23 protein-coding genes and 1 tRNA gene are annotated in these 24750 nt (G+C 55.1%); 1 reads left to right on the top strand and 23 read right to left on the bottom strand.

Features of this window, described 5'->3' with window-relative positions; translation table 11 throughout:
• Positions 1 to 286: 286 nt before the first annotated feature.
• The 21 genes from ACFPQ4_RS20245 to ACFPQ4_RS20145 form a co-directional block, all read right to left on the bottom strand.
• On the bottom strand, positions 287 to 1105 hold the full coding sequence (locus ACFPQ4_RS20245) for a CheR family methyltransferase (protein ID WP_378113716.1): 819 nt from the start codon (positions 1103 to 1105) through the stop codon (positions 287 to 289).
• A gap of 25 nt (positions 1106 to 1130) precedes the next feature.
• Positions 1131 to 1574, bottom strand: a complete 444-nt coding sequence (gene ndk, locus ACFPQ4_RS20240) for a nucleoside-diphosphate kinase (RefSeq protein ID WP_378113715.1) — start codon at positions 1572 to 1574, stop codon at positions 1131 to 1133.
• Between the two features lie 62 nt (positions 1575 to 1636).
• The gene (locus ACFPQ4_RS20235) at positions 1637 to 2611 is read right to left on the bottom strand and encodes a polyprenyl synthetase family protein (protein WP_378113714.1); all 975 of its coding nucleotides are present in this window, start codon (positions 2609 to 2611) and stop codon (positions 1637 to 1639) included.
• Positions 2612 to 2626: 15 nt separating this feature from the next.
• Positions 2627 to 3493 (bottom strand): menaquinone biosynthetic enzyme MqnA/MqnD family protein, encoded by an 867-nt coding sequence (locus ACFPQ4_RS20230; RefSeq protein WP_378113713.1) that lies wholly within the window; start codon positions 3491 to 3493, stop codon positions 2627 to 2629.
• Positions 3486 to 4130, bottom strand: coding sequence for a UbiX family flavin prenyltransferase (locus tag ACFPQ4_RS20225; RefSeq protein WP_378113933.1), 645 nt, complete (start codon positions 4128 to 4130; stop codon positions 3486 to 3488). Before ACFPQ4_RS20225 ends, ACFPQ4_RS20230 begins: the two co-directional genes overlap by 8 nt.
• On the bottom strand, positions 4121 to 4996 hold the full coding sequence (locus ACFPQ4_RS20220; protein WP_378113712.1) for a UbiA-like polyprenyltransferase: 876 nt from the start codon (positions 4994 to 4996) through the stop codon (positions 4121 to 4123). Before ACFPQ4_RS20220 ends, ACFPQ4_RS20225 begins: the two co-directional genes overlap by 10 nt.
• Positions 4993 to 5715, bottom strand: a complete 723-nt coding sequence (locus tag ACFPQ4_RS20215) for a demethylmenaquinone methyltransferase (protein ID WP_378113710.1) — start codon at positions 5713 to 5715, stop codon at positions 4993 to 4995. Before ACFPQ4_RS20215 ends, ACFPQ4_RS20220 begins: the two co-directional genes overlap by 4 nt.
• Before the next feature lie 4 nt (positions 5716 to 5719).
• Positions 5720 to 6598, bottom strand: coding sequence for a heptaprenyl diphosphate synthase component 1 (locus ACFPQ4_RS20210; RefSeq protein WP_378113709.1), 879 nt, complete (start codon positions 6596 to 6598; stop codon positions 5720 to 5722).
• A 126-nt stretch (positions 6599 to 6724) separates the two neighbouring features.
• Complete coding sequence (locus ACFPQ4_RS20205; protein ID WP_378113708.1) at positions 6725 to 7258, bottom strand: hypothetical protein; 534 nt, start codon at positions 7256 to 7258, stop codon at positions 6725 to 6727.
• A gap of 89 nt (positions 7259 to 7347) precedes the next feature.
• Positions 7348 to 7572, bottom strand: coding sequence for a trp RNA-binding attenuation protein MtrB (mtrB, locus tag ACFPQ4_RS20200; RefSeq protein WP_378113707.1), 225 nt, complete (start codon positions 7570 to 7572; stop codon positions 7348 to 7350).
• Positions 7573 to 7599: 27 nt separating this feature from the next.
• Positions 7600 to 7676 (bottom strand) — tRNA-Pro (locus tag ACFPQ4_RS20195).
• A gap of 170 nt (positions 7677 to 7846) precedes the next feature.
• On the bottom strand, positions 7847 to 8119 hold the full coding sequence (locus ACFPQ4_RS20190; protein WP_378113706.1) for an HU family DNA-binding protein: 273 nt from the start codon (positions 8117 to 8119) through the stop codon (positions 7847 to 7849).
• A 120-nt stretch (positions 8120 to 8239) separates the two neighbouring features.
• A complete protein-coding gene (locus ACFPQ4_RS20185) occupies positions 8240 to 9226 on the bottom strand; it encodes an ABC transporter permease (RefSeq protein WP_378113705.1) in 987 nt (328 codons plus the stop codon).
• A complete protein-coding gene (locus tag ACFPQ4_RS20180) occupies positions 9223 to 10716 on the bottom strand; it encodes a sugar ABC transporter ATP-binding protein (protein ID WP_378113932.1) in 1494 nt (497 codons plus the stop codon). Before ACFPQ4_RS20180 ends, ACFPQ4_RS20185 begins: the two co-directional genes overlap by 4 nt.
• A 132-nt stretch (positions 10717 to 10848) precedes the next feature.
• Positions 10849 to 11916 (bottom strand): sugar ABC transporter substrate-binding protein, encoded by a 1068-nt coding sequence (locus tag ACFPQ4_RS20175; RefSeq protein WP_378113704.1) that lies wholly within the window; start codon positions 11914 to 11916, stop codon positions 10849 to 10851.
• 175 nt (positions 11917 to 12091) lie between these two features.
• Positions 12092 to 13570, bottom strand: a complete 1479-nt coding sequence (gene spoIVA / locus ACFPQ4_RS20170) for a stage IV sporulation protein A (RefSeq protein WP_378113703.1) — start codon at positions 13568 to 13570, stop codon at positions 12092 to 12094.
• Between the two features lie 235 nt (positions 13571 to 13805).
• Positions 13806 to 14561, bottom strand: a complete 756-nt coding sequence (locus ACFPQ4_RS20165; RefSeq protein ID WP_378113702.1) for a DUF3939 domain-containing protein — start codon at positions 14559 to 14561, stop codon at positions 13806 to 13808.
• 23 nt (positions 14562 to 14584) lie between these two features.
• Entirely contained in the window at positions 14585 to 14944 is a 360-nt protein-coding gene (locus ACFPQ4_RS20160; protein ID WP_378113701.1) for a 2Fe-2S iron-sulfur cluster-binding protein, read from the bottom strand.
• Positions 14941 to 15558, bottom strand: a complete 618-nt coding sequence (locus ACFPQ4_RS20155) for a nucleotidyltransferase domain-containing protein (protein WP_378113931.1) — start codon at positions 15556 to 15558, stop codon at positions 14941 to 14943. The genes ACFPQ4_RS20160 and ACFPQ4_RS20155 overlap by 4 nt, the downstream gene beginning before the upstream one ends.
• Positions 15559 to 15593: 35 nt before the next feature.
• Entirely contained in the window at positions 15594 to 15887 is a 294-nt protein-coding gene (locus tag ACFPQ4_RS20150; RefSeq protein WP_378113700.1) for a 2Fe-2S iron-sulfur cluster-binding protein, read from the bottom strand.
• Positions 15888 to 15914: 27 nt separating this feature from the next.
• Complete coding sequence (locus tag ACFPQ4_RS20145) at positions 15915 to 16094, bottom strand: DUF2768 family protein (protein ID WP_378113930.1); 180 nt, start codon at positions 16092 to 16094, stop codon at positions 15915 to 15917.
• 258 nt (positions 16095 to 16352) lie between these two features.
• Between ACFPQ4_RS20145 and ACFPQ4_RS20140 the strand changes: the two genes are divergently transcribed.
• Entirely contained in the window at positions 16353 to 16829 is a 477-nt protein-coding gene (locus tag ACFPQ4_RS20140) for a hypothetical protein (RefSeq protein WP_378113699.1), read from the top strand.
• A gap of 61 nt (positions 16830 to 16890) precedes the next feature.
• Here ACFPQ4_RS20140 and ACFPQ4_RS20135 read toward each other — a convergent pair whose 3' ends face one another.
• Both ACFPQ4_RS20135 and ACFPQ4_RS20130 read right to left on the bottom strand, forming a co-directional pair.
• Positions 16891 to 20742 (bottom strand): CARDB domain-containing protein, encoded by a 3852-nt coding sequence (locus ACFPQ4_RS20135; protein ID WP_378113698.1) that lies wholly within the window; start codon positions 20740 to 20742, stop codon positions 16891 to 16893.
• Positions 20743 to 20831: 89 nt separating this feature from the next.
• Positions 20832 to 24614 (bottom strand): phospholipid carrier-dependent glycosyltransferase, encoded by a 3783-nt coding sequence (locus ACFPQ4_RS20130; RefSeq protein WP_378113697.1) that lies wholly within the window; start codon positions 24612 to 24614, stop codon positions 20832 to 20834.
• Positions 24615 to 24750 lie beyond the last annotated feature (136 nt).

Below are 24750 nucleotides of genomic sequence, written 5' to 3'. Positions count from 1 at the left end.
GCCGTGAACTCTTTGCTCATTATATTACAGCGTTAAAGCGTTTGACAAGAAAACAGCCCGTCAACTTCGGACGGACTGTTTCTTTGGGCCCGCCGGCTGGCTAGTGCGGGTTTCCCTCATATAGGTTAATAGCTGCGTATTATCTAAACCGAGAATTTGCGCGCATTCCTGTACCGAAATCAATCCTCGGCGATATGCGGCTATTACTTTTCGTTTGTCCATTCGTTCCCTCCGTCAAGCTCGATAATACGTAGTATCGGTTGGAAGGTTTACGAACATACGCGATTTATGTCTTTTTGTAGAAAAAAGTATCGGCCGTCTCGAGCCCGTATTGGCCCGGAGAGAAAATTTGCTCGGTGCTCCCGACGAACAACAATCCGCCTGGTCTGAGCGCCTGAGCGAATTTACCATACAGCAAATGCTTGGCTTCTTCGGTGAAATAGATCATGACGTTGCGGCAGACGATCAAATCGAACCTATCCCCGAACTTGTCGAGGAGCAGGTTCTGCTTTTGAAACTTCACCGCGCGCTTCAGCTTATCGTTAACGTTGAACGCGCCCTCGGATTCCGTAAAATACTTCGACTTGAAAGACGCCGGCACGTCGCGAAGCGACCGCTCTAGATAGCTGCCGTCTTTCGCTTTCGCCAGAACGCCTTCATCGAGGTCCGTCGCGAGCAAAGACGCGCGATCCAGCACGCCGAGCGAGTCGAGGATCATCGCGATCGTATACGGCTCTTCTCCGGTCGAGCAAGCGGCGCTCCATAGGTTCAGGCGAGGGTTTTCTTGTATCATGGCAGGTAAAAAACGATCCTTCAGCACTTGCCAGCGGTTCGGATTGCGCCAAAACTCGGATACGTTGATCGTCATCCGGTCGAGAAACTCGTTGCGAAGCCTCGGCTCGGCCGTTATGGCAGAGAAGTAAGCAGCGAACGTATTGAAGCCGTGTTTCATGCGCAACGTCGTCAGACGCCGACGCATCTGGCTCTCCTTGTACTGCGACAAATCGATCGAAGTGAACTTCTTGATGTTCGCGACGAATTGGATGAAATCTGCATCCTCCGGCGAGTTGACGTTCGTAATCGGATTCGTTCCTCTGTCTCCCATGACGCGGACTCTCTCCCCTGTTGTGTTATATCCACACCTGAATCGCTTTGTCGTATGCGACGAGCTCGTCATCGGCGAAGAAAATACCGATTTCCCGTTCGGCGTTATCATGAGAATCCGATCCGTGGATCAGATTGAAATTCGTATGTATCGCGAAGTCGCTGCGGATCGTTCCGGGAGCGGCTTCCAGCGCATTCGTCTTGCCGATCAACGCTCGGCACAGCGCAACGGCTTGATCGCCTTCCCACACCATCGCGAATACCGGGCCCGCCGTAATGAAAACAAGCAGACGCTCGTAGAAATCTTTGCCTTCGTGCTCGGCATAGTGAAGCTTGGCGCGCTCGAGCGACACGTTCATCAGCTTGGCGCCGACGAGCTTAAGTCCTTTGCGCTCAAAGCGGGAGACGATCTCGCCGATCAGTCCGCGCTGGACTCCGTCGGGCTTAATCATTAAGTAAGTTCTCTCCATATACTCGCTCCTCTCAACTTCGCAAGCTGCGGTTTGACCCTCATTTTACCACAACTTTTGTCCTAATAACTCCGTTTCGCGACAAATCGGGCAATATCCATGAGATTTCGCTTAGCCGGTATATCCGGTAAGCCGTTCAAGGCTTTCAACGCCTTGTCGATGTAGCGATCCGCCAATTGCTCGGCCATCCCGATTCCTCGGCTGGAGCGTACGAGCTGAACCGCGGCCGCCGATCCGCTTTGACCGTTGTTTTCGCGGATCAGATCGATCTCGCGCAGCAATTGGTCCCTAATGACTTCGTCCTTAAGCGCGTATAGAACGGGCAGCGTAATATTCCCTTGCCTGAGATCGCTGCCCGGCGGTTTGCCGATCGCTTTCTCCGTGCCGCAAATGTCCAGCAAATCGTCCGTAATCTGGAACGCCATGCCGACATTGTAGCCGAATCGGTACAGCGCGTTGCTGACCCGGTCCGGCGCATCGGTCGCCATAGCGCCAAGCTGGCAGCTAATCGCGATGAGCAACGCGGTCTTGCGGCGAATGCGAAGCAAATAATTGCGAACGCTTTGCTCAACGTTGAAGAAGTCGCGAATTTGCTCCATCTCGCCGAGGCACATTTGCACGATCGCCCCGGACAAAATCTGGTGAATCCGCACTTTATCGAGCTCCGTCACGACGGTAAGTGCCTTGGCGTATATGTAGTCCCCGGTGTACATGGCGATACGGTTGTCCCACTTGGACTTGACCGTAAGTTGGCCGCGGCGGGTATTGGCGTCGTCGATGACGTCGTCATGCACGAGCGTTGCCATATGGATCAGCTCGAGCGGCACCGCCACTCGCTTCAGCGTTTCGAGAGAATAGTCGCCGAATTTGCCGCTAAGCAACACGACCACGGGCCGCAGCCGTTTGCCGCCCGCCTTAAGCAGATGGAGCGAAGTTTCGCTCAGCATCGGAAAGTCGGACGTTACGGTTACGGCCATGCGATCTTCTATCGCTTGCAAATCTGATTTTAACGCGGCGTATAGTTGCATCATTTTCATAGGGTCACCTGCGGACTAAATAAAGTTTTCCGCGACGCGCGGCAGCGGAAGCTCCAGCAGCTCGACCGGACGATCGATAAGACCGAGCTCCTGCGCGTAACGAAAATACAGCGAGAGGCCCGCTTTCTGCTGCGGACCGAAATCGTGACATAAATTCGCGAAATAATTGTACCAGTATTCGGACGTGCCGCCAATCTGTTGCATCGCCTTCTCGACGATAGGTTCCAGGTTTTCGGAAGCTCGCCGCTTGCTCTCGATCAAGCCGTCGTAGATCGCGCGCACCGCTTCCGGATTCGCTTCGGCGGCTTCCCGGCGCACGGCCCATACCGCGAACGTCATCCAATGGCCCGTCCATACGTTCCACACTTCCCCGAGATCAAGCACGCGATAGCCGTGTTGCTCCCAGGAGGCGCGAATGGCATGGTCGCCGATGAGCAACGCGGCGTCGGCGTTCTCGAGCATCGGCCCGAGCGACGGCTCGGCATCCTCGTACGTCGGTTTACCGCCGTAGAACTTCTCCATAATGATCTTCAGCAAGTTAACCGAAGTCGCGGAAGCCGTCGTTAGCGCGATTGTGCCGTTAATGACTTGCTCCAGGGGCGATTTCAGGAACAATAGAATCGATTGAACTCTGCCGTTCGCGCTTACGGACAAATTAGGCAGCAAGTAATACGATTCGGAAGATAAGCCGAAGGCATACGACGAGATTGCCGCCATATCGATCTCGCCTTGGCGAAGCTTGCGATTGAGCGCGGCAGGCAGCTCCGATACGATCTCCGCGGGCTCTCGCAGCGCGGATGCGTCGAAGTGGTGAAACACCGGCCACGCATTCGTATAAGATATGCGTCCGATTCGCATCGGACGCGAAGGACCGTCACTCATCGGATTCTCCCCATCTTTTGAACAAATTGTGTGGTATGCCCATGCTGTCCATCACTTTGCCGACGAGGAACGCGACGATGTCTTCGATCGTCTGCGGTCCGTTATAGAAAGCCGGCATAGCCGGAATGATGCGCACGCCGAGGCGCGCCAGCTTAAGCATGTTTTCTAGATGTATGGCCGACAGCGGCGTTTCGCGCGGAACGAGCAGCAGCGGCCGCCCTTCCTTCAGCATGACGTCGGCGGCGCGGGTCAATAGATTCGTAGAGGCGCCGTTCGCGATAGCCGATAACGAGCCCATCGAGCAAGGTATAATGACCATGCCTTCCGCGCGGAAAGATCCGCTGGCGATGCTGGCGCCGATGTCGTTAAGCGGATGGTACGTCATGCTTCCCGCCTGCAATGCGCCTTCGAACGCCGAAGCGAGCGCTTCTTGCCGGCGGGAGGCATCCCAGCCCAGTTCTTCCTTAAGCACGCGCCAGCCGGCATCGGACACGACGAGATGAACGTGTATGCCCGCCGCCAGCAACTCCTTGCACAGCTTCACGCCGTACGGAGCGCCGCTTGCTCCTGTAATGCCGACGACCCATCTCCGCGATGCGGGGACGGGTCTGCGTTGTTCGGCAGCGTTTACCACGATCTCACCACCACGAGATCAAGGAACGTGAACGCGAAGACGACTGCGCTTAATACGCCGTTCATCGTGAAGAACGCCGCGTTCAATTTGCTGAGATCGTTAGGTTTGACGAGACGGTGTTCGTACAGCAACAATCCCGCGGCAATGATCATGCCGACGAAATACGGCCATCCGAGATCCGTCAGTACGAACAAGAGCGCGAAGCCAACGGTCGTAAACGCGTGGAAAGCGCGCGCGATGTTCAAAGCTCCCGCGATGCCGAACCGGGCAGGAATCGAATGAAGCCCTTCTTTGCGGTCGAATTCGATATCCTGGCACGCATAGATAATGTCGAAGCCGGCCGTCCAGATCGCTACGGTAACATAAAGAATGATTGCGGTCCAAGTCACTTCCCCGGTAACGGCTACCCATCCGCCAAGCGGAGCGAGTCCGATCGTAAGACCGAGAACGATATGGCATGCCCACGTGAAACGCTTCGTGTACGAGTAAATGACGGTCATGAATACGGCTAACGGAAGCAGCTTGACGGACAAGCTGTTGAGCTGCGATGCCGCCCAGAACAACAACGCGAACGAGACGACGATGAACAAGATCGCTTCAGCGCTCTTGATGAGGCCCGCCGGTATCGCCCGGTTAGCCGTACGCGGATTGCGCGCGTCGATCGCTTTGTCAATGACGCGGTTAAGTCCCATCGCTGCTGTGCGCGCGCCGACCATCGCCATTAGAATCCAGCCGCATTCGCTCCACTCGGGAAGCCGGCGATCCACGACGACCGCGCCGAGAATCGCTCCCATATAGGCGAACGGAAGCGCGAAAATCGTATGCTCGAATTTGATCATTTCTAGAAAAGTGCGAATTTTGGCTATCATGCCTTGTCATTTCCCTTCGTGCCGATATGCAACGCCGCCACGCCGCCGAAGAAAGGATAAGCTTTCACTTCGCGCATGCCGACACCACGGAACATTTCCGCCAGCGCCTGCAAATCCGGAAACGTAATAAGCGACTCAGGCAACCAGGCGTATTGCTCGTATCGTTTGACTAGCAATTTGCCGATCATCGGCATCAGCTTCTTGAAATAAAAATAATAAATGGCTTTGAACGGCTGCCAAGTCGGCTTGGACAGCTCCAAGCAGACGACTTTGCCGCCCGGCTTCACGACGCGCTGCATCTCGCGAAGCACTTGCTCGTAATCGGGCACGTTGCGAAGGCCGAAGCCGATCGTTACGAAATCGAAGCTATTGTCCTCGAACGGCAACGCCATCGCGTTCCCTTGCACGAGCGTAATGCGATCGGATAAACCGTGCTTATCGACTTTGGCTTGTCCGATATCGAGCATGTTCCGGCTGAAATCGAGTCCGACCGTCTTACCGGTGCCGCTGGCCTCGGCGAGCGAAATCGTCCAATCGCACGTCCCGCAACACAGATCGAGCGAGGTTTGCCCCGGCTGCACGTTCATTTTGCGCATCGTAAACTTCCGCCAAGCTTTATGCCGTCTAAAACTGATTACGCTGTTCATGAAATCGTATTTCGGAGCGATATCCTCGAATACGGCATGTACTTTGCGCTGTTTGGATTCCGCATCCATCATGTTGTTATCCCAGCTCCTTCAACGCCGTCGCGGGTTGTGGCCCAGCCGCCTGCACGAACGGCTCGATAAGCGGCTGAAGCTCTCTGAGCAACTTGTCCGATTGGAGCCGTTGCGCTAACGCTTGCAGCTGCGCGGCCGATTGACGAAGCAAGCCGGCTAGCTTCTCCGATACGGCGTATTTATTAAGCAATCCTTTGATTATGCCTTGGTCTTCCCGGCGATCGCGCAATGTTCGGCGATCTTCCTCCGTGCCATCCTGCAAAATATGCCATACGCCCCAGCTGCTTTCGAGCTTGGACAGCTTTTGGATGCGGGTTAGCTCATGCAGAAGCACTTCGCAACGGCTGAAACGTTCGATCAACTCGGGCCAGACGCGTTCGTACAATCCGCCCATCACGCCGGTGAACGACAAAAACAAACCGGACTTGATCTCGGCGGCATGCTGTACGTATTCTTCGGCGCTTAGCTTTAACTGAATCATTTTGGCATAGAGGGTCATCTTCGACCTATTGATGTCGCATACCGCTTCGCTCAACTGGCGGACCATATCGATCTGCCCGGCTTGCGAGAGCAGTTGATAAAACCGGCTGCTGAAATAATCGCCCGCAAGCACCTTCAACTGCTGCGCGCGCATCGCCTTCATGCCCGACCTAGCGGGAGCGGAGTCGTTATCTACCAAATCGTGGGTGTCTAATCCCATTTGCACAAGCGACGTAACGACCGACAGCAATTCCTTGTGCTGCGCCGCAGCCGGTTGATGGCTCAATAGCGCGTATAACAAAGAAATCCTGCCTTCCGGAAAGTCCGACAATTCCGTATGCAGGGTAATCATATCGTGGCTCATATATTTGTCAGCCAATTGGCTTATTCGAGCTCTTGTCATCGTTCCGCCTCCGAACATGTTGCCCCAGATCCGATGCTGCCTCTTAGCGGGAGACGGCAACGTACGTTGATTTGATCTATTATAGCATATCCGCGCTGGACTCGCATAAGCCGACGCCGTTGTTCATCAATTTGCAAAATTTCGCTTCCATCTTTTGCCAGCCGGAGTGACGGTCATCCGGATTCGACCCGCCAATTCCGGATTGAGCTCCAAATCGGTCGGACGTAGCCGATCGAGCTGTTTCTCCGTCCAATCGCTCCGTAACGTCTCGATGGAAGACAATAACGCGTGATCCTCATTGTTTCCATTAAAAACGCGAATAAGCAATTGGCCTACATTGTTTTTGTCCTTAAAAGCGAACGTTATCAGCGTTTTGGCGTCCAACCATAAGTCCGCCGGCGCTGCCGCCGCCAGATCGATCGCCAGTATTCCGTGGTCCCACTCCACGCGAAGCAGTCTTACGCTCGCCGCGAGATTCGCCATCTCGTCCACGAGATTATCGTCCCGCAGCATCTTCGCTTGGAGCGGCTCGAACACGGCGGATGCCGCGCGATGCTGCCGCAAAGATTCATCGAGCGAGCTTAATCGTCCCAACCCGACGATCGCCACTACGCCAAGCGCGATCAAGATCCCCCATCTGCGCATTTCCGCTATAACCATGCCGGCACCCTCCCCTACGAAACGCTACTGTTACTATTTGTACAAAAAAAAGAACAGGCTATGCCTGTTCTTTAGGTCATCATGCGATTTTACTCGCCGGCCTCGATTACTCCGTGCTTGGTCAGAATCGTCGCTCGACCTCTGATCTTCACGGCCGACGTATGATCGGTGAATTGGGCGATCAACACTTCGCCTTTGTCCAGCTTCTCGGTGTGGTGGAATTTCGTGTCCTGGCCGCGGGTCAATCCGATGACCGTCACGCCGTTATCTTTCGCCTTCACGACGAAATACTCTTGCTCGTCTGCGCTACTCATTGGGAGATTTCACCCTCGATTCTATCGTGGTCGGAACGGAGAGATTCGAACTCTCGACCTCACCCACCCCAAGGGTGCGCGCTACCGGGCTGCGCCACGTCCCGAATCTTTTACGGGAAAATTATAGCATAGGCGAAAATAGCGGCGCAACAGCCTGCAATGGATCGACGAGACATCTTCTCTCGTTTTCCTCGCTAAAGCAAAAAGACCATTTCCGCTGGGAACGCGCAAGCGTCTCCCAAGGAAATGGACCCTCTACTAATCTCGGACCATCTTATTTAATGCCGTCTTTCAACGCTTTACCCGGCTTGAATGCAGGGATTTTCCCGGCCGGAATATCGATTTCCACGCCAGTTTGCGGATTGCGTCCTTTGCGCGCGGAACGTTCGCGCACTTCGAAGTTGCCAAATCCGACGAGCTGTACTTTGTCGCCGGTCTGAAGCGCTTCGGAGATGACGTCGAATACGGCGTCAACGGCTCCGGTCGCGTCTTTCTTGGACAAATCGGCCAGCTCGGCCACTTTGGCGATCAATTCGGTTTTGTTCATAGCATTCACCTCCCCAAGTATTACAGTACATGGCATGTTATCTGTTTAACCGATTACACGGAAATTATACACTCGGGGTAAGCGAAGTTTCAAGCGGGGCGCAGGTTTGCGCGTTTTCGGTCAAGCTTTTTTGCGATTATGGTGAATAAATGTAACGGCAAGCGCGAGCACGAGGACGATCCCCCTGGCGATATCGGTCTTAAAATAGTCGATGTTCATCATCGTCATCCCGTTCACCATGACGCCCATAAGCACCGCGCCGACGAACGTGCCAATAATGTTAGGACGCCCCGCGGCGAATACGGAATAACCGACGAACACCGCCGCGACCGCCTCCATCAAGTACGGCGCGCCCGCGTCGATCTGCCCGGAGCCGATTCGCGCCGCGAACAGAATTCCGCCGATTGCCGCGAAGATGCCCGAAGCGATATAAGCGTAAGTCCGAACGCGCTTGACGCGCAAGCCCGACAACCGCGCGGCTTCTTCGTTGCCCCCGGTCATGATGAGCTGGCGTCCCCAGCGCGTGTACTTGAAAAACAAATGCATCGCTATGACAGCGATCAACATAAGAATAACCGGGAACGGCACGCCGAACAGCTTGCCTTGCCCGATCCACAGGAAATCCTCACGCATCTTGCCAGGCGCCGTCGATCCGTCCGACAGCGGCATGTTGTTGTAGATCGAATAGCCTTTGGTATAAGTTTTATGGATACCGTTCACGATGTACATGACCGCGAGCGTCGCCAGCAAATCCGGGATGCGGATTCTGACGATCAGCAGCGAATTCAATAAGCCGACGATCGCGCCGACGACGATCGGAATGACGATAACTAGAACTAACGGCAACTCGTACCACACCATGAGCGTAGCGGTGACAACCGTAGACAGCGACATCGTCGCGCCGACCGACAGATCGAATCCGTCGACGGCCAGCGCTATCGTTACGCCGATGGCGACGAATGTCACGATCGAGATAGAACGCAAAATATCCGTTATGTTGTTATAAGTGAAAAAATGCTCGTTCTGGAACGAGAAAAAGATGATGACTAGACCGATGAATAGTAGCGCCCCATATTTAAACGTGAACGGCATTAGATGCTTCTTCATGCGTGTTCCTCCCTGCCCGCGCTAGCGTAATAGAGCAAATCTTCCTGCGTGGCTTCCCCTCTGGCGAACGACTTCACGATTTTCCCGTCGCACATGACGAGTATCCGATCGGCGAGCCCGAGCGCTTCGGTGAATTCGCACGTTAAGTAGACGATGCCTTTGCCCTGTTGCGCCAACGTGCCGATAATGCGGAAAATATCGCGTTTGGCGCCGACGTCGACGCCTTTGGTGGGCTCGTCGAACAGAACGACGTCCGTCTGCGTCCCCAGCCATTTGCCGATCGATACTTTTTGTTGGTTGCCGCCGCTAAGGTATCCGGTTTCTTGGTTAGCCGACGAGGTTTTGATGCCGAGGTCGCGAATTTGATCGTTCGCGAACCCGCGCTCCTTTTTGCCGGACATCCATCCGAACGAGCTCATCGCGCGCAGCGTAGGCAGCGTCAGATTATGCAGGACGGACGACTTCACGAGGATGCCTTCCTTGCGGCGCTCTTCCGGCACGAGAGCGACCCCCGCTTGAACGGCATCGGCCGGCGAACGGAGACGCACTTCGCGTCCAGCGACCGCGACGGCCCCTTTCGTAACCGGATCTGCACCGAACAAGGCGCGGGAAAGCTCGGTTTTGCCTGCGCCTACGAGTCCGACGACGGCTATGATCTCTCCTCGCTTCACCTCAAGATCGACGCCTCTCACGCGATTGCCCGCTTCGAGCCCCGTGACGGACAGTACCGTCTCTCCGATCGTTGCCGGAACTTTCGAGAATTCTTCCTCGAAGCTTCGGCCGAGCATCGCGCGGACGATTCCGGCCGCATCCATGTTCGACGCAGGTTCGGTCAACACTCGTTGCCCGTCCCGCATAATGGTTACGCGATCGCACACCTCGAACACTTCGTGCAACCTATGCGTAATGAAGATGACGCCGATGCCAGCCGCTTTAAGCCCTTTCATAATAACGAACAGCTTCTCCGTCTCTTCGATGCTGAGCGGGGCGGTCGGCTCGTCGAGGATGACGAACTTCGCTTCCTGCGCGAGCAATCTGGCGATCAGCACGAGCTGTTTCTCCGACAGCGTCAAATCGCGGACGAGCGTTCTCGGCTGCAGCGTCGCAAGTCCGAGTCGGCGCAGCAATTGCCGCGCTTCCTCGTGAAGCTTGCCCCACTTTACCCACTTGTCTCCGCTGGACGAAGCGATCCGGTCGAGGAAGATGTTCTCGGAGACGCTAAGATGCGCAACGAGCGAAGTATCCACTTCCTGATAGACGCAATGGATGCCTGCCGCTTTGGCGTCTGCCGGCGAACGAAAGACGAACGAGGCTCCGCCGATGTCGACCGTGCCTTCGTCCGCCTCGTAAGCGCCGGACAATACTTTCATGAGCGTGCTCTTGCCCGCGCCGTTGGCGCCAAGCAACGCATGGATCTCTCCGCCGCGGACGTCGAAATCGACGCCGCTTAGCGCAGGTACTCCGCCGAAAGACTTCGAAACGTTACGCATGTTCAAATCCGCGTATGTAGCTGAGTGCGTCACGATTGACCGCTCCCTTCTCAGGTAGATGAAGATCGGACAGCAGGGCACGACGCATCGTTATCCGCGCCGTGCCCTGCTTCGATATATGTGGTGTACTCTTTACTTAGCCGCTACATCTGTTTCGAGTTGCTTAAGCACATCCGTGTTGCCCAGATCGCTGCTGCCCCAGCCTTCAACGTATTGCGACAAGTCAGCCGTCGTAATAACTTTGTCAGTCGGAAGCATGTCGCGGGATACGAATACCGGCTCCAGCTCGACTACGGAATCCGTTTTATCGCCGTTCAGCTTTTGGTACAGGTAACGAACTTGAACTTGACCGATCGATGCAGGGTCTACCGCTGCGGATGCAACCCATGGGCTAGTCGGATCTTGAATCATCTTCAAGTCTTCGTCGCTAAGGTCAATTCCGTATACTTTGATCTCGTCGCGGCCCGCTTGCTTGATCGCATTGGCTGCGCCTTTAGCGAACTCGTCCCAAGATGCCCAAACCGCAGTAATGTCGCCTTTATTCGGATATTGTTTCAGAACGGCTTCCAATTTATTTTGCGTGTCCAGCTGCGGGTTGCTCGCATCGCCGAACGCCGCGATTTCTTTAATGTCGGGATATTTGCCTTGGAACGCTTTGTACGAGATTTGACGGCTTTCCATCGGAGGGAAGCCCGCTACCCATACTTTAACGATATTACCTTTGCCGCCGGCTTCTTCAGCTAGCTTCTCGAGTGTGAACTCCGCCAGCTTCTGGTCGTTTTGGGCCAAGTTCGTTACGCCTTCGACGCCGTTCAGCGCGGAGTCGAACGCGACGACAGGAATGCCTGCCGCAATCGCTTTGTTAACGCCAGCCGTCAACGCGTTCGGATCGCCATGGTCGAGCAGGATGCCGTCGAACTTTTGGTTTACGGCGGATTCCAAGTTCGTCGTCATTTTGCCGAGGTCGTTGTCAGAACCGAGCACCGTAACCTCGCCGCCGAACTTTGCGATTTGTTTCTTAACGCCGTCTACATATTGCGCGGAAAAAGTTCCCGTGTTCAGACGCATGATCAGAGCGATCTTTTTACCTGCAAGCGGATTGGAAGAAGCGGATGCTTTCTCGTCGTTTTTACCGCAGCCCGCAAGCACCAGTACGATTCCTAGCAGCAATGCAAGCGATAAAGCAAATGATTTCTTCATGTTTCTCTGCCTCCCAGTCTCTATCTATAATCTCGATATAAGATTATTCTTAATATAATTGGTTATTCCTACTATGTCAATCGGATTTAAATTATAAATTGTCGAAAGATTACGCATGCAAAAACGCCGCTTCCCATTATAACAGGGGGAAGCGGCGCGTGTAACCCATATTCCGTTACAAAATGATGGCGATAAGTCCGCCCGAGCCTTCGTTGATAATGCGTCCGAGCGTTTCTTGCAGCTTGTAGCGGGCATTGTCCGGCATCATGGCGATCTTGCCCTGGATGCCTTCCCTTACGATGGAATGGAGCGAGCGTCCGAAAATATCGGAATCCCAAATGCGGATCGGATCCTTCTCGAAATCTTGCATCAAATATCTGACCAGCTCTTCGCTCTGCTTTTCCGTCCCGATGATCGGCGCGAATTCCGACTCGACGTCGACGCGGATCATATGGATGGAAGGCGCGGTCGCTTTCAGCCTTACGCCGAAGCGCGAGCCTTGGCGGATCAACTCCGGCTCGTCGAGCACCATCTCCGCGAGAGAAGGGGCGGCGATGCCGTAGCCTGTCGTCTTGACCATCTCGAGCGCTTCCGCGAAACGGTCGTACTCGCGCTTCGCATGAGAGAACTCTTGCATAAGCTGCAGCAGGTGATCTTTGCCGCGAATTTCGGTACCGACCACTTCGGTAAGTATTTTATCGTACAATTCGTCCGGCGCGAACAGGTCGATCTCGGCGACGCCCTGCCCGAGATTCATGCCGCTTAAGCCGGCGCGAGAAATGAAATCGTACTCCACGAATTGAGATACGACGCGATCGACGTCGCGCAGACGGCGAATATCTTTGACCGTCTCGCGTACCGAGCTCTCGTAGCTCGAACGAAGCCAGTGATTCTCGTTAAGCACCATGACCCAGCTCGGAAGGTTGACGTTCACTTCGTGTACCGGGAATTCGTACAGCACTTCCCTGAGCACGCCGAACACTTCTTCTTCGCCCATCGTGGCCGCGCTTAACGTAAGCACGGGGATATCGTATTTGGCGGCCAGCTCGCTGCGCAGCGCCAACGCTTCCTCGCTCTTCGGACGCGAGGAGTTGATGACGAGCACGAACGGCTTGCCTACTTCCTTCAGCTCGCTGACCACGCGTTCCTCGGCGCCTATGTAAGCGCTGCGCGGAATTTCGGCGATCGAGCCGTCCGTCGTCACGACGACGCCAAGCGTGGAATGCTCTTGAATGACTTTGCGCGTGCCGATCTCGGCCGCTTCCTGGAACGGAATCGGTTCCTCGAACCACGGGGTCGTAATCATGCGAGGCCCGCTTTCGTCCTCGAAGCCTTTGGCGCCTTCGACCGTGTATCCAACGCAATCGACTAACCGTACGTTCACTTCTAGCCCTTCGGCCACGCGTAGCTGCACGGCATTGTTAGGCACGAATTTCGGCTCAGTCGTCATAATCGTACGTCCGGCGGCGCTCTGCGGCAGCTCGTCGATCGCGCGGACGCGGTCTGCCTCGAGAGCGATATTCGGCAACACGACGGTTTCCATAAACCGTTTGATGAAGGTCGATTTGCCCGTACGGACGGCACCCACGACCCCGAGGTAGATGTCGCCGCCGGTGCGCTCGGCGATATCTTTGAAAATGTCCACTTTTTCCACTGAGATTCCCTCCCATCGTAATCGCGAAACGTTTCGTGACCCGCCTGCAGGGCGGAACTCGTACACGAATTTGGACTGGTAACATTGTATGTGCGAATGCCCTGATTATGACGGCGCGCGCACAAAATGTTTGCCATACCGACGTACGCCCGCCGGCGCTCCTATTGTTTCCTCAATGAGCATATGAAAAAAGAGAGAGACGTATGTCTCCCTCTTCGGAAAAATAATCGTTCAACTATTGGGCTTCGTTCGAATGCTCCGTTACCGCTTGCGGTCCATCCTTCACCCAATGGTAAACCGCGGATTTAACGGGCACGTAATAGGAAGCGTCGATCAAGTACCGGCGCAGGTCGGCGTCCGCCTTCGGCGGCGCTTCCGACTTCGTGATCGCGGTCGCGATATCGATGCCGTAGTCGACGAACACTTGACCGGCTTGATCTACAAGCAAATCGAGCGGCTGATGAGAATAGTTGCTGCGGACTTCCGGCGCATCGCTGTTCAGCTTGTCGAAGTCGACGCTCGCGAAACCCGGATACACGGCTTCGCCCGCGGGGTTAGCGTCTCCATGCGCCTTGCGATAGGCGTCGACCTTCTTCTGAACGTCTCCTACCGTCTGGAATAAGACGAGATCAAGCAGTTTGACTTGCGGCTTCGTCTCTTCGTCGATAATAAGGAATTGGAAGCGACCGCCCTTCTCGAACGAGATCGGCGGCACGCTGCCCAAATAGTCCGCGCGTTGCAGCTTGCCAAGGTCGATCTTGTATTTCTCGTATAGCGGCACGGTTTGATCCGCGTTCACGATCGGCAACACGCCGGTCTGCTGGAAAAAGCGATCCACGGCATCTTGAACGGCAAGCACCGACTCGCGCGAGGACGCTTCGCCGCCGGGTGTCTGATCGTCGGGGTAAAGACAGCCCGACAGCGTAAGCAAAGCTATCGATAGCATCGCGGCGGCTACCGCGCGCGACAAAAAACGAAACTTCAATAACAAGACAAATCCTCCTAAAGAAAGCCTTATAGAAACCAATCGTCTTCCTCTTGTTCCGCTAGCTTCTTGCGGATCGCCGCCTTTAGCGGATCCTCCGGAACCGTGACGGCAACGTCCGCCAGCACGCGCGCCTGGCACGACAATCTTGCTCCGGCGTCGAGCAACGGTCCAAGCTTATACCGCTCTGCATCGGTCGGCTCCTTTAAAAAGCCGGCCTGATCGGGCGCTACGTTCACCTTGCACATGAGGCAGCCCGCAACTCCGCCGCAACGGGTACGGACGCCCGCGTGCACGCGTTTCGCCGCGTCCAGCAGCGTCGTGCCGGGCCTGACGGCAATTTTCAATTGATCGGGAAGGAATGTAACGACGGGACGCTCTTTGCTCATACGCGTTCCTCCTCGGAACGGCTTAACCCATCTGGTTCCTGGCCCTGCGCCAGTCGCATAGCCAGTCTCGCTACATCGTCGGTCAACTGATTGCGGTCGATCAACGCCTGCAAGATCGGCAGCTGACGCGACGCATCCGCCGCGATCAACTGTCCGGCGAGGCGCGCGCGATCCATCCGATCGCGGAGCAAATTAAAGATGAGCTCGTGACCGAGCGGGACGAGCTTGACCGTCGTCCCTGCCGCCTCCACCGGATCGCCGTACGGATAAAGCGATTGCCCTACCTCCGTACGGTAAGTCGATCCGCGAGCAACGACCCGGAAATCGCCGACAAGCTCCACGATCGTATCGTCCAGCCGGTAATGCGACAATACCGAGCGATAACGCTCCGTCTCGTTATCCGAAGGAACGTCTATCGCGTAAGCGGCAAGCCGCGCATGTATGACGGGTACAGCCTCTCTGTCCGCATAAATATCCAGATCCCGAGGAGCTTGGTCCAGCTTCGCTCCGCGAAGCGCAAGCCCCGTGCTGCCGCCGACGACCCACCCGGCACCGCAGCCATCCAATAGCTCCGCCAAGCGCTTAAGAGCGATTACGGGATCACCGGTATGCATAAGAGTCACTTCCATTCCTGCTTGTGATTGGGAGGTTAGAAATAAGGTTTATTTTTCGCCGAGATCGCGCCGGGTTTGGCAATGACGGCTTGGCAGCCTAGCCGGTAACCCGCGTCCAGCTCCTCCGGCCCGAGACGGTCCCATTCTTCGTCGGTCGATTCCGCGAGCAGCGACGCGCCTTCGGTCACGACGCACCTGCACTTGGCGCAAGTTCCCCGCGAACAGTTGTAAAGCCAATCGACTCCCGCCTCTTGCGCTAGCTTCAGCAAGCTGGCGCCGACTTGCGGCTCGACGGCTTTCGTTACGGTTTTCCCCGATAGCGTAATCAAGCTGTTGTCCCTCCGTGAAGCGATGAATTAAGTAATCGATAATAAGCCGCAGATCATTCCGTAAATAAGCATTACGATTGCGATCAAAGTCAGGACGAGCTTTACCCAGCCTTTTGTTTTGACTCGCGCGAACGAAATAATTAACGCGGCCAGCACCATAAGTCCGATCCCGATGAACGACACCCACATTTTGTCCATCGGGTTCAGCTTGGCTTCCGCGAACGGTTGAATTAACGCGAACATTGATGTTCCTCCGCCCTTGTCCATGTCCCTCAAATGCACAATATTATACCATTCGGGGGCGTTGATGACAAAAACATTCCCTTGTCATTCGACGATAGATTTACTCGTCGTCACACTTGCGACAATTTCGTATGGAAATAATAGTTAAAGAAGGGAAATCGACTGACACGTAGAATATTTACAACGTTCGACAAAAAATACGAAATGAGAATAGGTGAACCCGTGGAAAATGATCGCTTTGAAGTACAGGTACGACCGGAGCTCGCTCCCCCGCAAGCTTCTGCGCAGCAAGTGATGACTCGCGTCGTCATCGCCGCGATCGCGGCCGCGCTAATCGGCGCCGTCGCTTGGGGGTATATTTCCTACGAGAGTAACAAGGAGCTCGGCTTGTTGGCTTGGGCGATCGGCGCGCTAGTCGGCTACGCCGTCGCCTTTATGGCTAAATCGTCTTTACGGCAAAATCATTTGGTCATCTCCGTCATCTGCGCACTCGGCGGCGTTATCGGAGGCAAGTACTTGGATTATTACTTAATTGTCAGAGATATCGAAAAAGAGTTCGGAATCAGTCTCGACGGCGAATTAAGCTTCACCGACATGTTCGGCGGTTACGACATTTTATGGATCGCGTTTGCGGTCGTAACGGCTTGGACTTTGCCTTCGCGTATGCTCGGCAGGTTTCAATCTCAAAACGTATTTTAAACACAAAAAACGGCGGCTCAGGACTCGATCCTGGACCGCCGCTTTTTGTTGTTTCAATCGCTTACCAGTTGTTGCCCGCGCCTTTGATGACCGTAAAGTTCGGGCTTCCGCTCACGCCGTAAATCGCCGAGACGCCCGGGTTATTGACTTTCACGTTCGTGAAGGTTGCCGAGCCGACGACAGGCCCTTGCCCTTGCTCCGCGCTGACGACAAGCTTGATGCCGTATCGGGTCGGATTGTTGATGTTGATGTTCTCGAAGCGAATGTTCGACATGGCGAGATTTTCCGGCGATTTCGACTGCAACATTAATCCGAAGTAGACCGGGTTATTAATGTCCACGTTTTTCACCAGAATGTTCTTGAGCACTCTGTCGCCTCCGAAAATCCAGATGGCTCCGAAGTTTTGGTAGTCGTTGATCTTGTCGTCCGCGCCGACGCTGGTCCAGAAATCTCCGCCCGTGCGGTCTAACGTAATGCCGTCGAATACCGTGTCCACGTCGCCGAAGCCGAGCGTGTTGTAACCGAAGCTCAAGCTGCTGATCGTGAGTCCCGGATAAGTTAACGTATCCGCCCCGTAAAGGTTTTGGAACAGATTGTTCGAGCCGCCGTACGCCGCGAATCCGGCTGCGCGTCTTACGCAGACGGCGGTTAGATTCGTGAACTGGTTGCCTACGTTATAGGAACCGCCGGCATCGATCGCGCTGAACTCCGCAAACGAATCGTCGCCGGTAGCTCTAGCATAGTTGTTGTCGATCACGTTGTTGTTGGAGCCGTTGGTCATGTTGATTCCGTCCGCGAACGTGTTTTTGATCCGGTTGTTTCTGAACGTATTGTTAGATGCGCCGACTCCCCAATACAAGCAAATGAAGTGCTCGGCCCAAATGTTCTGGATCGTTACGTTCTGCATGCCGTTGCCGTCGATGAATTTGCCCGGACCGTCCACGCGGTAAATGTAGTTGCCCCATGCGGACAAGTCTTTAATCGTGGAACCGTTGGCGGTCGAAGCGATGTTGAAGCCGACGTCCGAATTGGATTGGTCTTGAGGAGCCGTCAGCTTCGTCCACCATGGGCCGGCGCCGATAATTTCCGTCGCGCGTCCGTAGATGAATATTTTCGAGTTGATGGTCCATGTACCCGCAGGGATGAAAATCCCTTTCTTCGTCGCGTCTTGCCTAAACTCGTTAAGCGCCTGATCGATCGATTTCGTAGCCGAAACCTCTACGTATTTGCTCGGATCAGGGTTAGTCGCGGCAGGAGCGACGTTTTCCGTCTCGATCATGTCGACATAGATCCAAGATACGTCTCCCGCGTCTTTCTGAATTTTGATTTTCGTACCGACCGGATACACCTGATCCAGCATCAATTGGGCGTCCTCATAGAGCCAGTAAGCTTTCGAACCGGAGTTGTCGTAACCGAGACGTCCGAGCGTCGTAGGCGTCGCGTACAAGTACGAGAACTTGGACGTTACCGTGAAGTTGCCCTTGTCTACGCCGTTCGCGTAAATACTCACGGTGCCGGTCGTATTTTCCGCCACGGCGTTCCGAAGCACGAATGCGTTAGCCGGAGATGTGAGCGTAAACTCTACGTACTCTCCCGTCGCATCGAGATAGACGGAGGAACGTCCGGAGGCTTCGCCCGCAAAATCTCCCGGAATGAAGTTCGGAACCAATTTCGTGCCGTTCGTCGTATTAGAAACCGACTCGGCCTCCAGGACGGTAAACGGCATATTCGCTCCGCGCCCCGAGTATAAGCTTGTCGTATTGGCGTTGTTCGCTTGTTTGATCGCGACTTCGTTCGCGTCCGTCGCGACCGTAGTCGTTACCGTATAGCTGCCGTTAACTGCCGTCCAAGTTCCAACGCTTACGTTGACGGAAGCTCCCGCGGCCAATGCGCCGCTATACGAACCGTTGAACGTTTGAATCGTTGCGCCCGCGGCGTTCTTGAGCAAGACAGTTACGCCGTGCGCGCCTGCGGCGGAAGCGATGTTGCCTTGGTTTTTGAGGTTGACGGTGAAGGCTACGGAATTACCCGCCGATGGATTGCTCGGCGTCCACGAAACCGTGCCGATCAAGTCAGAGCTCTGTACCGGCGTAACGACTAGCGATGCCGGATTCGTGTAGCTATTGTTCGACTCGTTCAGCTCGACGATCGCGTTCGTCTCGTCGACCTTAGCGGTAACCGCATAGCTCGCAGCGTCTTTCGCACCGATATTCGCGGATACGTTAGCGGATGCGCCAGCGGCAAGCGCGCCGACCGGAGCGGATCCAACAAGCGATGTCCCAAGATAAAAGTTAACCGTCGATGCGGCCGATGCGGCCGTGCCGCTATTGCTGACATTAGCGGTCAACGTGATCGCGCTCGTCTCGATAGGCGATGCCGGAGCCCATGTCGCGCTCGTCACCATTAGATCAGGGTTCGGCGCAGCCGTTCCGAACACTTGGAATTCCGCGACTTGGCCGCCCGGCGCTCCCGAGTTCGAAGAGATCGTGAGCCTTACTTCGCGTACCGTTCCGCTTACCGGGATCGAAACGCTATTGCCCGTTGCCGGATTAAACGTATACGTCGCCGCGGAGACGAGGTTCGTGAAAGTGCCGGAGGATTGCTCCCTGCCGAGCACTTGAATCGTTTGCGTGCGCGTTGCCCAGATGCTATCCGGGTTCAGCTTCAGCGTAACGTTGGACAAATTCACGTTCGCGCCCAAGTCGACCGTAATACTGCTCGGTTGGCCGCCGCCTTCCCAATACGTCGCCGTGTTATTGTCGTTCGCGTTCGTCGCGACGAACGTAAACGTCGACGATGTCGCCGTGATCGTCTTGCCGATCGCTAAGTTCGACCCTGGCGTTGGCGTTGGTGTCGGTGTCGGTGTTGGTGTTGGTGTTGGTGTTGGTGTTGGTGTTGGTGTTGGTGTTGGTGTTGGTGTTGGTGTTGGTGTTGGCGTTGGTGTTGGTGTTGGTGTTGGCGTTGGCGTTGGCGTTGGTGTCGGCGTTGGTGTCGGGGTTGGATTCGGCGCGCTTGCGATAGTTACATTATCAATGTTGATGTTGCCGGAATCTCCGGCGTCGTATTTATAAGTAATCGTATTATTGCCTGCGTTCAGCGTCACCGTCTCGGCGACGGTGCCCCATGTATCCCAGTTAGCCAAATTCGGCAGCGAAGTTGATTTGATTTTCACGCCGTTCACGTACACGCTTACCGTCTTGGCACCGCCGGAGGCGTTCCCATACTTCAACGTCGCCGAATAAGCACCTGCCGTCGCGACGTTCACGGTAAATTGCGTCGTCGCCCCTTGTGTCCAGTATCCGTCGACGAATCCGGTGCCCGTATATCCCGTATGGTCCGTGTTCACCTTAGCTCCGGCGGACAATGCGGCGGACTCGGCTTCGTAGGTACCGCTAACGGGCTGAGATACCGGATTGCCGATCACTTGAAATTCCGATAGTTGACCAGCCGACCAACCGGTATTGGCGGTGAACGTAAGCTTGACGTACCTTACGTTCGATGCGGTTACCGGAATCGTAACCGTATTCGCCGATGCCGGGTTGAACGTGTAACTCGCGGCTCCGACGATGTTCGTATACGTCGAATCGTTCGTGCTGCCCGCGATGGCGATCGTCTGCGAACGCGTTGCCCAAGATGCCGAGTTTGGCAGCTTCAGCACGATCTGATTAACGTTCGACGCAGACCCGAGATCTACCCGAATCCATTGCGGGAAAGCGTTGTTGACGCTCTCCCAATACGTCGAGGCGTCTCCGTCCGTCGCCCTGCCCGGGGCGTATACGTCCGCGTAGCCGGAAGCCGTGACCGGCTTGCCGAGCGCTAGATTCGAATCCGCCGACGCTACCGACGCAAAGAGCGGAATTTGCGCGACGAGCAGGATGAAAGCCAGCAACAACAACCTTGTTTTTTTCCTCACAACCATAATCCTCCTTTAAATTGTGGATTGAGCGACGAGTGACCTTGCCTGGGCCGCTAGCGAGAGCTTATTGCGATCGACCACCTCCCTTAAAGGTTGAAGATCCATCCGGGAAACCATTTCAATGCATGAACCACGTACGAACGATTCACGGAAGCACCCGACAAAATCGGGTAAAACATCGCGAACAGAACGCCGGATGCCGCCGCATAGCCGTACATCCATCGCCTTGCTTCGGACCGACCTTGAACAAGACGTCTAACCGCCCATACGACGCACAAGATGAGGAACGGAACGCTCGCGTAAAAATGATAAATAAAAGTTAGTCTCGTAACGAATACCCATGGCAAAAACTGCGCGCCTAACCCGATTAAAACGAAGGCTAGCGACATACTCTTTTCTTTGCTGAATCGCATCGTCAGATAGACGGCCGCAGCCGCCCCGGCCCACCAGACCGCCGGATTGCCCATCGCCGCGATGCTGGAAACCGTGCCGTCGCCGTCCGTCTGACCGGCGTAGTACCATACCGGCTTGCGAATGAGCGGCCATTCCCACCAACTTGATGCAAAAGGATGCGTCGCGACTAATCCGCTATGGTAATCGAACATGTGCTTTTGATAAGCCAACATTGCCGACAGATCGTGACCGGGGTCAGGGAGCCGCAGAAAAGGAATGTAACTGGCGACGTAGACGAGCACCGGCAGAACGGTAAACAACGCTGCCACCCATATGAGCGTCGAAAGGATGCGACCACGCGGAAACCCAGGCGATCTCCAGATGAATAACAGAATGACGGCGATGCCGACTGCCGCGTATAGACCGATCCATTTGCAAGCGGACGCCATGCCGATCGATAATGCGGCGAATCCAAGAGGTACGAGCGAACGAGCCATCGATGCCTTTGCAATGACGGCTAAGCGGTAATATTCGTAGGTGCATAAGTAAGCGAGGAGGATGAATGCGACAGCAAATACGTCGACGGTCGCGATGCGGGATTGCGTGAAGTGGAGGAAGTCGAACGCGAGCAACAGAGCGGATAACGTTGCGAATCCGGTATGGCCGAATATTCGTTTGGCAAGCACGTACAGCAACGGAATCATGGTGATGCCGAACAATGCTCCCATAATCCGCCATCCGAACGGATTCATGCCGAATATAGAAATGCCGGCGGAAATGATTAACTTACCTAGCGGAGGATGCGTCGTCTCAAAAGGCTCGATGCCATGAAGCGTTTCGTAGGCGGTTCTGGCGTGGTAAATCTCGTCGAAGTACATAGAGTTTGTATAAGAAGGCTTATCCGGAACCGTGCCTTGCTCATCGAAAAGCGCCGTAACGTCTTTCGATATAGGAATGATCAGCCTGCCATCCGTTCCGCGCAACCCGATCTCGTACAAGACGGGCATGCCCGCGACCGTAATCCGGATACCTGTTGCCTCGATAGCTACGGGCAACCGCTGCCATTGGAACACCGTCGCGTCCGTCGCCGAGAGCGTTGCTGCCGGCTTCCAAGTCATGCCGTCCGTCGTCTGCTCGAGCTGCGCCGAACCGTTGCCGATGCCGGCATATACCATGACTTCCGCGATATGTTCGACCTTAGCGAAGTTCAGTTGCGCTTGATCGGACGTCGCGGGCTTCCATGCGGTATTCGGCGCGGATAACGTTCCAATGCCCATTATGCCGATAACCGCGTACGCGATCGTCATGGGAACGAGAATCAGCGCGTCCCTCCGCGTTAGCTTGCGCTCAAGCTTGGGGTCAGCCTCCTGTTGAGACTGCGCCTTCTTCGCAAGAACGTTCGGACGATTTCCCGACTTCTTTCTTGCTTGGTTCGCGGATAACGTTTGATGCCTTTTGGACTGTTTTTTAACGTTATCGATGCTTGTAACTAACGGTATCGGTTGAGTCATTCGCCAGCCTTCGAACGCGATCCAGCCGGCTATAGCGACTTCCAGCAACGAAAGCGCGCGGAACAACCAATCGCCCGGCGTAATATAGTAAACTTCGCGCAAGCCGCCTCGCAATACGTAAGCAATATTCGCAAATTCGACAAGCGTCAATCCGGCGGCGATCAGGCGCATTTTCCGAGATGGCACGAAGATGCAGACGAGCAGAGCGAGCACGGCCGCGGTATAGCCGTATCTCTCGTGCATGCCGCTGCGGAGCGTAAATACGAGCAACCCGGTTAATAAAGCGACGTACGCGATGCCTTCCTGCTCTTTCCCTGCGGCACGAAATCGCTTATATAACAAGGCCGCGTAGACGACGATGCCGACGGTCAAGACGTTGCTCCAAGCGCTGACGGTCATCGGTCCTATCCAATGTCCGTCCGAGGCGGCATTCAAGCCGAACAATCCGTACAGGTTCGCCGCGTTAAGGGAAGCGTAGGGATAGCTGGTGAACATTTCGCGATAATGGTCCCATAATCCGGCGGGGGTACGTAGCTCATCGAAAGGCAGAACGATGACGGCAGTCGTTGCGATCGCGGTCGCCGCGGCGTATAACCATACCCTAGGCTTACGAATTCCCCATAGCACGATCGCCGCGAGCGGTACGAAGACAAGCGCTTGAGGTTTGATTAAAATCGCGACCGCGAGCCATGCCGCGGCGGAAGTCGTTCGTCCCTTCGCCAAGGCGATGACGCAAAGGACGACGAACAAAGTGAAGATGGAGTCGATTTGCCCCCATAGCGTCGACGCGACCAGCAGCATCGGATTTGCAGCCATGAGCGTCGCGACCATTAGACCGGCGGATGCTCCCATTCGCGCCCTTGCTTCTCGCATGAGCACGATCGCTAGCGCGATGTCCGCCAGTATACCAGGCAGTTTAATGAGCAACCATGAGGCGGGAATATCGGTAGTCAGTCCGAGTAGGTCACGAAGCATGCCGATCGCGTACAACATGTAGATGTATCCCGGCGGATAATCCGCGAACTGCCCGGCGTCGAAAAACGAACCTAACCCGCCTTGATAGGCGCGGTCCGCCCACGCTCCGAAATCCAACATGTCGATCGGATATCCCTTTAGCTGCGGTGCCATTGCCAGACGAAGCAGTAAGGCGGCTCCTATTGCAAGCCATGCGAGCCTTCGAAGAATGAGGTCATCTGCGCGCCATCTTTCTCGCAAGGGCCATTCCGGAGAGCGAACGTAAAAGGCGCCTATCGCTAACCAGCATGCCGCAAGCAACCACGCGGTTACGGAGAAACCTATATCGCTCACCTTGCTTGGCGTTTCCTTAACGACGCTAGCGGATTGTGCAAGATCTTGCGCATCGAAGGAAACCCACGCCGCATTTTCCGGCGGCACGGACCCGAGCGTTTCCATGCCAAAACCGCCAAAGTCCGCGAAGCCCGAGTTCAGCGAGCCATACCCGCCTAATCTCAATGCCACGGTAACTTCATGTTGTTCGGTACCGGTCTTGCCGATTAATTCGAGTTCGCTCCACTCGCCGTTCGTATGCAAAGCATCTTGCGAAGTCTCGGTTATCCCAAGCACGGACAAGTTCGCGCCCGTCGCTCCCTCGATCCCGGCTTCGCCCCGAACGAAAGCATACAGCCTGTAAAACGTGTCCGGCACAACGGCTACTCTGCGGATCCAACGCGCGTCGTTCGGCGAGCGACTCTCGATGCGCAAATAGCGTTCGCCTTCGGGACCGCCGTCCGGCTCTATTCTAAAGCTGCTAACTCCTTCATCCTGCAAATACGCGTCCTGCATCCATCCTTCGGGAGCTCCATTCGGTCCTAAGGCGAATGATCCGTTCACCTCGAGAGAGATGGGAACGGTCGCGGCGTGAACCTTTCCAATCGTGGGCTGGAATACCATAATGAACACGACGATCACGACGAACGTAAATAGGACGGCTAGCTTCTTCTTCATTTTCCCACCTTCCGCATAGTTCGTTCCCTTTAATGATACCTTGGAAGCGCTTACCGTAGCATGTCTGTTTTTAATCGGAATAGGTGCATTTTTACGGAAATTGGAAAATACAGGTTCATGAAAATCAACAAAAAAA

The sequence above is a fragment of the Cohnella yongneupensis genome, from assembly GCF_042655785.1.
Lineage (GTDB): Bacteria > Bacillota > Bacilli > Paenibacillales > Paenibacillaceae > Cohnella > Cohnella yongneupensis.
This window is presented reverse-complemented; position numbering and strand designations above follow the sequence as displayed.